Source organism: Hamadaea sp. NPDC051192, assembly GCF_040682475.1.
Taxonomy (GTDB): domain Bacteria; phylum Actinomycetota; class Actinomycetes; order Mycobacteriales; family Micromonosporaceae; genus Hamadaea; species Hamadaea flava.
The window spans coordinates 1-7,073 of record NZ_JBFBAZ010000241.1 but is presented as its reverse complement, the minus strand read 5'-3'; the positions used below and the strand labels follow the sequence as shown (position 1 = coordinate 7,073).

6 protein-coding genes are annotated in these 7,073 nt (G+C 71.2%); 3 read left to right on the top strand and 3 right to left on the bottom strand.

The window, feature by feature from the left end:
- Positions 1–94: 94 nt before the first annotated feature.
- The 3 genes from AB0M47_RS41590 to AB0M47_RS41580 form a co-directional block, all read right to left on the bottom strand.
- On the bottom strand, positions 95–556 hold the full coding sequence (locus tag AB0M47_RS41590) for a peroxiredoxin (protein WP_363424241.1): 462 nt from the start codon (positions 554–556) through the stop codon (positions 95–97).
- A 41-nt stretch (positions 557–597) separates the two neighbouring features.
- Positions 598–1,035 (bottom strand): DUF3052 domain-containing protein, encoded by a 438-nt coding sequence (locus AB0M47_RS41585; RefSeq protein WP_253761396.1) that lies wholly within the window; start codon positions 1,033–1,035, stop codon positions 598–600.
- Positions 1,036–1,165: 130 nt separating this feature from the next.
- Entirely contained in the window at positions 1,166–3,469 is a 2,304-nt protein-coding gene (locus tag AB0M47_RS41580; protein WP_363424244.1) for a thiamine pyrophosphate-dependent enzyme, read from the bottom strand.
- A gap of 56 nt (positions 3,470–3,525) precedes the next feature.
- Between AB0M47_RS41580 and AB0M47_RS41575 the strand changes: the two genes are divergently transcribed.
- From AB0M47_RS41575 to AB0M47_RS41565, 3 genes are all read left to right on the top strand, one after another.
- The gene (locus tag AB0M47_RS41575; RefSeq protein ID WP_363424238.1) at positions 3,526–4,938 is read left to right on the top strand and encodes an MDR family MFS transporter; all 1,413 of its coding nucleotides are present in this window, start codon (positions 3,526–3,528) and stop codon (positions 4,936–4,938) included.
- Positions 4,939–5,011: 73 nt separating this feature from the next.
- Positions 5,012–5,899 (top strand): metallophosphoesterase, encoded by an 888-nt coding sequence (locus tag AB0M47_RS41570; RefSeq protein ID WP_363424236.1) that lies wholly within the window; start codon positions 5,012–5,014, stop codon positions 5,897–5,899.
- Positions 5,900–5,929: 30 nt separating this feature from the next.
- Positions 5,930–7,054 (top strand): mucoidy inhibitor MuiA family protein, encoded by a 1,125-nt coding sequence (locus AB0M47_RS41565; RefSeq protein WP_363424233.1) that lies wholly within the window; start codon positions 5,930–5,932, stop codon positions 7,052–7,054.
- Positions 7,055–7,073: the final 19 nt, after the last annotated feature.

Sequence of the window (7,073 nt, the reverse complement as noted above, 5' to 3'; positions counted from 1 at the left end):
AGGGTTCTGGGTCGAATCTTGGGTCAAGATTCGACCCAGAACCCTGATCCAGCGCGAAAGCGGGGAAGCGGGAAGCGCGAAAGAGGGAAGCGCGCTACAGGGCGGCGAGGGCTTTGAGCCAGGCGTCCGGGTCCCGGGCGTCGCCGGGTTCGTTCATTTCGGCGTACCGGATGATGCCGTCGATGTCGACGACGAAGGTGCCGCGGTTGGCGTACCCCTTGTCGGGGTTGAACACGCCGTATGCCTGGGCCACCGCACCGTGTGGCCAGAAGTCCGCGAGCAGCGGGAATTCGTAGCCCTGGTCGATGGCCCAGGTCTTGTGGGCGTACGCCGAGTCGACGCTGACGGTCAGCACCTCGGCGAGGTCGGCGTAGTCGCCGTGGCGGTCCCGGAGGTGGCCCAGTTCGCCTTGGCAGGTGCCGCTGAAGGCGAGCGGGTAGAAGACCAGCAGGACGTTGCGGCGTCCCCGGAAGGCGGAAAGCCGAACTTCCTGATTATTCTGGTCTTTCAGGATGAAATCGGGCGCGACTGAGCCCACGTCCAGCGGACCCGCCATGGCAACTCCTCACAAGGCAGGGATTCCCCAAGCAGAAAGACCTAACGCTTCGAGCGCGCCGCCTTCGGCGCGACGAGACGGGCGGCGGCCCAGTCCTTGCCCGCGCTCAGCGTGGTGGTCTGGGCGAGACCCGCAGTCGGTGCGGATTCGCTGATGTCACTGGGTTCGACGTGACCGTCTCGGCCGGCCTTGGGGGTCAGCAACCAGACCACCCCGTTGTCGGCCAGCGGAGTAAGGGCGTCGACCAGCAGATCGACCAGATCCCCGTCGCCGTCGCGGTACCAGAGCAGTACCGCGTCGACCACCTCGTCGGTGTCCTCGTCGACCAGCTCCCCGCAGCGGTCAATCAGCGCGTCACGGAGATCGTGGTCGACGTCCTCGTCGTATCCCATCTCCATGACCACCATGTCCGGTTCGACACCGAACCGGTCCGCCAGGCTGCGTACGCCATCGGCGGCCTGACCAGCGGTCGCGCTCACGTTAGAGTGCCTCCCTTTCGGCTTCGCCTCGTCCATCCGGACGGGCCGACCGGCGCACACCGGTCAACGGGTAGTTCACACAGTTCTAGCTCGTCGCGCAAGTGGCGCACCGATCGGGGCGCGGACAAACTCAGACAGCGAGCAAACTACGCGCGGCCGCCATGATCATGTCTTCGTTCACCAGCACCGTTTTGGCGGCCGGGCCGAGCGGGATGTACGTGTCGGCGGCGGCGACCCGGCGGACGGCTCCGACGTAGCCGGCGTCGACCAGCGCCGCGAGGACGCCTTCGGCTACTCCTCCGGATCGGCGGGTCTCGTCGACGATCAGGACGCGCCCCGTCGCCGCCGCTTCGCGTACCACATCTGCCTCGGGCAGCGGGGACAGCCAGCGCAGGTCGACCACTCGCGTGCCCACCCCCTGTTCCGCGAGCTGGGCCGCGACCCGCAGCGACATGCGCAGGCCGTTGCCGAAGGTGATGATCGTGAGCGTGTCGGCGTCGCCGACCCCGTAGGTGCGGGCGCGCCCGATCGGCACGTGCGTGGCGCCCCAGCGGTTGGGCGGCGGGTATTCCGCGAGCCATTGGCCGTCGCCGGATTCGTAGAGGTCACGCGTGTGGTAGAGGGCGATGGGCTCGATGAAGGCGCTGACCGTGCCGTCCGCCTGTCCGGCGGCGAGGCAGGTCCGCAGCATCGCGGCGGCGTCGTCGGCGCGGGCCGGGCAGGCGACGACCAGGCCGGGGATGTCGCGCAGCACGGCCAGGGAGTTGTCGTTGTGGAAGTGGCCGCCGAAGCCCTCCTGGTACGCCAGCCCGGCGATCCGCACGACCATCGGGTTCCGGTAGCGGCCGGTCGAGAAGAACGTCATGCTGGCCGCCTCGCCGCGCAGCTGGTCCTCCGCGTTGTGCAGGTACGCCAGGTACTGGATCTCCGGGACGGGCAGCAGCCCGCCGAGCCCCGCGCCGTTGGCCAGGCCGAGGATGGTCGTCTCGTCGAGCATCGTGTCGAAAACCCGACTCGGCCCGAACTTCTCCCGGAGTCCCTTGGTCACCCCGTAGACGCCGCCCTTGGCCGCCACGTCCTCGCCGAACAGCACCACGGCCGGGTTGGTGACCAGGGCGTCGGCCAGCGTCGCGTTGATCGCCTGGGCCAGCGTCACCGGGCCGTTCGGCGCGGGGCCGCGTTTGACCGCCAGCGGCCCCGCCGCGCGCTCCCCCGCCTCGGACACCACCCGGGCCACCCGCAGCGGCCGTTTCGGCGCCAGCGGCGCGATCACCTCGGCCGCGCTGGCCAGCTTCGGCTCGACCATGACCTCCTCGGCCGTCTTGCGTACCTGCCAGCCGATCTCGTCGTAGCGGGCCAGCAGCTCGTCGGGCGTGGCCAGGCCCGAGGCCACCAGCCGGGCCGCGGTCAGCAGCAGCGGATCGCGCTCGGCGTCGGCCTCGATCTCCCGCGACGTCCGGTAGCCCAGCTCGGCGTCCGCGCCCGCGTGCCCCATGAGGCGTACGGTGCGCAGGTGCAGCACCGCCGGTCGCCGGTGGCGGCGCACCCAGTCGGCCGCCTCGCGCGCCGCCTCGTAGGCCTCGGGCAGCTCGGTGCCGTCCGCCTGCGAGTACCGCAGGCCCGGCTTGGACCGCAGGCTCGCCTCGATCCAGCCCGCGGGCGACTTCACGCTGATCCCGATCCCGTTGTCCTCGCAGACGAACAACACGGGCAGCTTCAGGCCACTGTGGTCGCACCAGCCGGCCGCGTTGAACGCGGCCTGCGCCGACGCGTGGTTCACCGACGCGTCGCCGAACGAACACACCACCACCGCGTCGGCCGGCCAGGTGCCGAGGGTTCCGGCCACGTGCGCTTCCAGCTCCGACGATCCGACTGGTACGCGAGCCGCAGCGCCCTTCTTCCGCTGCGCGGTGGCCGCAGCGCGGGCGCGCTCGATGGCGTACCCGATGCCGACCGCCCGGGGCAGGTGCGACGCGATCGTGGACGTCGTCGGGACGACGTTGAGGGCGCGGTTGCCGAACACCTTGTGCCGGCCGCCCGAGATGGGCTCCTGCGCCGACGCGACGATGCCCCGCAGCACGTCCCGGACGGGGTCGACGCCGGAGTCCGCCGGCTGCCCCGCGCGTACGCAGTAGAACGCGCCCGAGCGGTAGTGGAGCAGGGCCGGGTCGCTGTAGCGCAGCGCCTCGGCGACGGCGGCGTTGCCTTCGTGGCCGGAGGACCCGATCGTGTAGTACCCCTCGCCGAATCCGCGCAGCCAGCGTGCCGCCAGGTCCAGGTGGCGGCTGGTCATCTGCGCGTCGAACAGCCGCAGCGCCCGGTCCGGGGACAGCTCACCCCACCCGGCCGTGGGCTCGGCCGGAACGGGCAGGCCCGCGACCGTCTTCCGGAACCGCTCGTCGAGATCTTGCGGAGTCGTCACGTTGGCCAGCATCGCGCACGGATGCGACATCAGCCAGCCACCGACCGGTCCGGGCATAGGATCGGCGGGTGCGGAGTATCGAGCAGACCGGCCAGTCACCCATTACTCGAGCCGATGTCGGCTTCCGGTCGGCCCGTGGACCGCTCCTCATCTCCCTGATGCTGTCCATCGGTCTGGTGGCGATCGACTCGACCGTCATCGCGACGGCCGTCCCCTCGGTCGTCGCGAGTCTCGGCGGGTTCCACCAGTTCCCGTGGCTGTTCTCCGTCTACCTGCTCGCGCAGGCCGTCACCGTGCCCATCTACGGCAAGCTCGCCGACCTGTTCGGCCGCAAGCCCATGATGCTGCTGGGCATCGGGTTCTTCCTGGTCGGCTCCATCCTGTGCGGCTTCGCCTGGTCCATGGTCGCCTTGATCATCTTCCGGGCGGTACAGGGCCTGGGCGCCGGCGCCATCCAGCCGATGAGCATGACGATCGTCGGCGACGTCTACACGACCGCCGAACGAGGCAAGGTCCAGGGCTACCTCGCCAGCGTGTGGGCCATCTCGTCGGTGGTCGGCCCGACCCTCGGCGGCGTCTTCTCCCAGTTCGTCGACTGGCGGTGGATCTTCTTCATCAACATCCCGCTGTGCCTGCTCGCCGGCGTCATGCTCCTGCGCCACCTCCACGAGGACGTGGTACGCCGGAAGCCGGTCCTGGACTATCGGGGGGCGGTCCTGCTCACCACCGGCGTGACGCTGCTGATCCTGGGGCTGCTCGAAGGCGGGGAGGCGTGGCCCTGGGTGTCGCCGGCCGGGATCGGCGTACCGGCGGCCGGGCTGGCGCTGCTCGTCGTCTTCGTGTTCGTGGAACGCCGGGCCGCCGAACCGGTGGTGCCGCTGTGGGTGTTCCGCCGGCGGATCCTGCTCACCAGCAGCCTGGTCTCGGCCGGCGTCGGCATCGTCCTCATCGGATTGACGTCGTACGTGCCCACCTACGTGCAGGGCGTACTCGGGACCGGTCCGCTCGTCGCGGGCTTCGCGCTGGCCACGTTCACCCTCGGCTGGCCGCTCGCCGCGTCGCAGTCCGGGCGGGCGTACATGCGGTTCGGGTTCCGCACCACGGCGATCATCGGAAGCTCGGTGGCGATCGCCGGCTGCCTGCTGACCACCTTCCTGGGGACGCACACCCCGGTGTGGGTGGTCGGAGCGGTGTGCTTCGTCGTCGGCCTCGGCATGGGCTGGACGGCCGCCCCGACGCTCATCGCGGCGCAGACGACTGTCGGCTGGTCGGAGCGCGGGGTGGTCACCGCGGGCAACATGTTCTCCCGGTCGGTCGGCAGCGCGGTCGGGGTCGCGTTGTTCGGCGCCATCGCCAACTTCGTGCTGCCGGACCTCGCCGCAGCGTCCAGCCGCGTCTTCCTCTCCGTCGCGGTGGTCGCGATCCTCATGGGCGCGGCGGTCGTGGCGATGCCGCGTACGCCCGTCGCCGCTCAGCAGTAGCCCGCCGAGCGCCGCGACGCGCGGATTGCCGGTATTCTCGCTGTTTGTCGGATTTAGCGCCAGAATGGTGACCGTGAAGCGCTGGAGCCTGCTCGCCTGCACCGTCCTGCTCGTCGGCCTCAGCACCCCGGCGTACGCCGTCCCGGCGCCTGGCACACCGGCGGCCGCCGCTCCGGCGGACGCGGTGCTGGTCGGGGCGGGCGACATCGCCGCCTGCGGCAGCGGCTCGGCGCGTACGGCGAAGCTGCTGGACGGCATCCCGGGAACGGTGTTCACCCTCGGCGACAACGTCTACCCGGACGGCAGCGCGCGCAACTTCGACCGCTGCTACGACCCGACCTGGGGCCGCCACCGCGACCGGACCCGGCCGACGGTCGGCAACCACGACTACCGCACCGACGGGGCCGCGCCGTACTTCGCGTACTTCGGCGAGCGCGCGGGCGATCCCGAGCTGGGCTACTACTCCTACGACCTCGGCGGCTGGCACGTCGTGGTGGTCAACTCCAACTGCGACCAGGTGGACTGCGACCGGCAGCTGCGCTGGCTGGAGGCCGACCTGACGGCGTCGAAGACGAGGTGCACCGTCTCGATGTGGCACCATCCGCTGTTCACCTCGGGCCTCGATCACCGCCCGGCGAAGTGGATGAGCCCGTTCTTCGAGGTCCTGTACGCCCACGGCGTCGAGCTGAACCTGAGCGGCCACAACCACAACTACGAGCGGTTCAAGCCGCTCGACGGGACGGGCGAGGTGGACCTCGAGCGGGGTGTGCTGCCGATCGTGGTGGGCACCGGCGGCGCCTCGCACTACGGCTTCGACCGCGTACGCCCCCACTCGGTGGTGCGCGACGACGACACCTACGGCGTGCTGAAACTGACCCTGCGCCCGGACTCGTACGCCTACCAGTTCGTGCCGGTGCCCGGGAAGTCGTTCACCGACTCCGGCTCCGGAACCTGCCACTGAGGGTGTGCCCGGGCGGCTACAGTGCACGGGATGAGCGCCGTCGAGATCGCCGCCCCGATCACCGCCGTCACCGTCTTCCCCGACCGGGCCCGGGTCACCCGGTCCGGTTCGGCCACCCTGAGTTCCGGCGAACAGCAGGTGGCGATCGGGCCGCTCCCGCTCGGACTCCAGCGTGACTCCATCCGGGTCACCGGACGCGGCCCGGCGACGGTGCTCGGCGTCGACCTCGTCACCCGGCGGGCCGCCGAACCCAGTGACGACGTCGTGACCGCGTTGGAGGCCGAACTCCGCGAGATCGACGCGCAGACCGCCGCGCTCGCCGATGCCGACCAGGTCGCCACCGCGCGCGTCGCCTTCCTGGAACGGCTGGCGATGCGTACGGCGAGTGCGCTGTCCACGGCCGAGATGGAGCGCGTCGGAACCTTCGCGGACGGGCTGGACGCGCAGCACACGGAGGTGCTGAAGGCACGCCGTGAGCGCGAACGACTGCGCGACGATCTGCTCAAGCGCCGGGCGGCCACCGAACGCCGGCTGGCCGACCTCCGGGGCCGCCGGCAGCCCGACCGTCTGCTCGCGATCGTCACGCTGGCCGCGACCGAAGCCGGCGAGGCGGACCTCGACCTCAGCTACGTCGTCACCGGCGCGAGCTGGACCAGCACCTTCGACCTGCGGCTGACCGGGGAACGGCTCGACCTGAGCTGGTTCGCCCTCGTCACCCAGCAGACCGGCGAGGACTGGCCGGAGTGCGACCTGCGGCTGTCGACGGCCCGGCCGGCGGGCGCGCTGTCGGTGCCCGAGCTGGACCCGTGGTACGTCGACGTCCTCCGGCCGCTGCCGCCCGCGCCGAGCGGCTACGCCCTGGCCGCCGAGGTCAGCGACATGGCAGTGGGCGCTGCGATGCCCCGCTCGCCGGGCGCCGTTCCGGCACCGCAGGCGATGGCCAAGCGGGCGGCCCCGGCCCAGATGCGAGACTCGTTCGCCACCGTCGAACAGGGGCCGGTCGCGGCGACCTACCGTCCACAACGGCCGATCGCCGTGCCCGCCGACGGGACCGGGCACCGCACCGTCATCGGCACCTTCGAGATGCAGGCGCGGCTCGACTACGTGACCGCGCCGGTCACCGCCGAGGACGCCGTGCTGCGCGCCACCAGCTGAGGCCCGGCAGCGCGGCGAC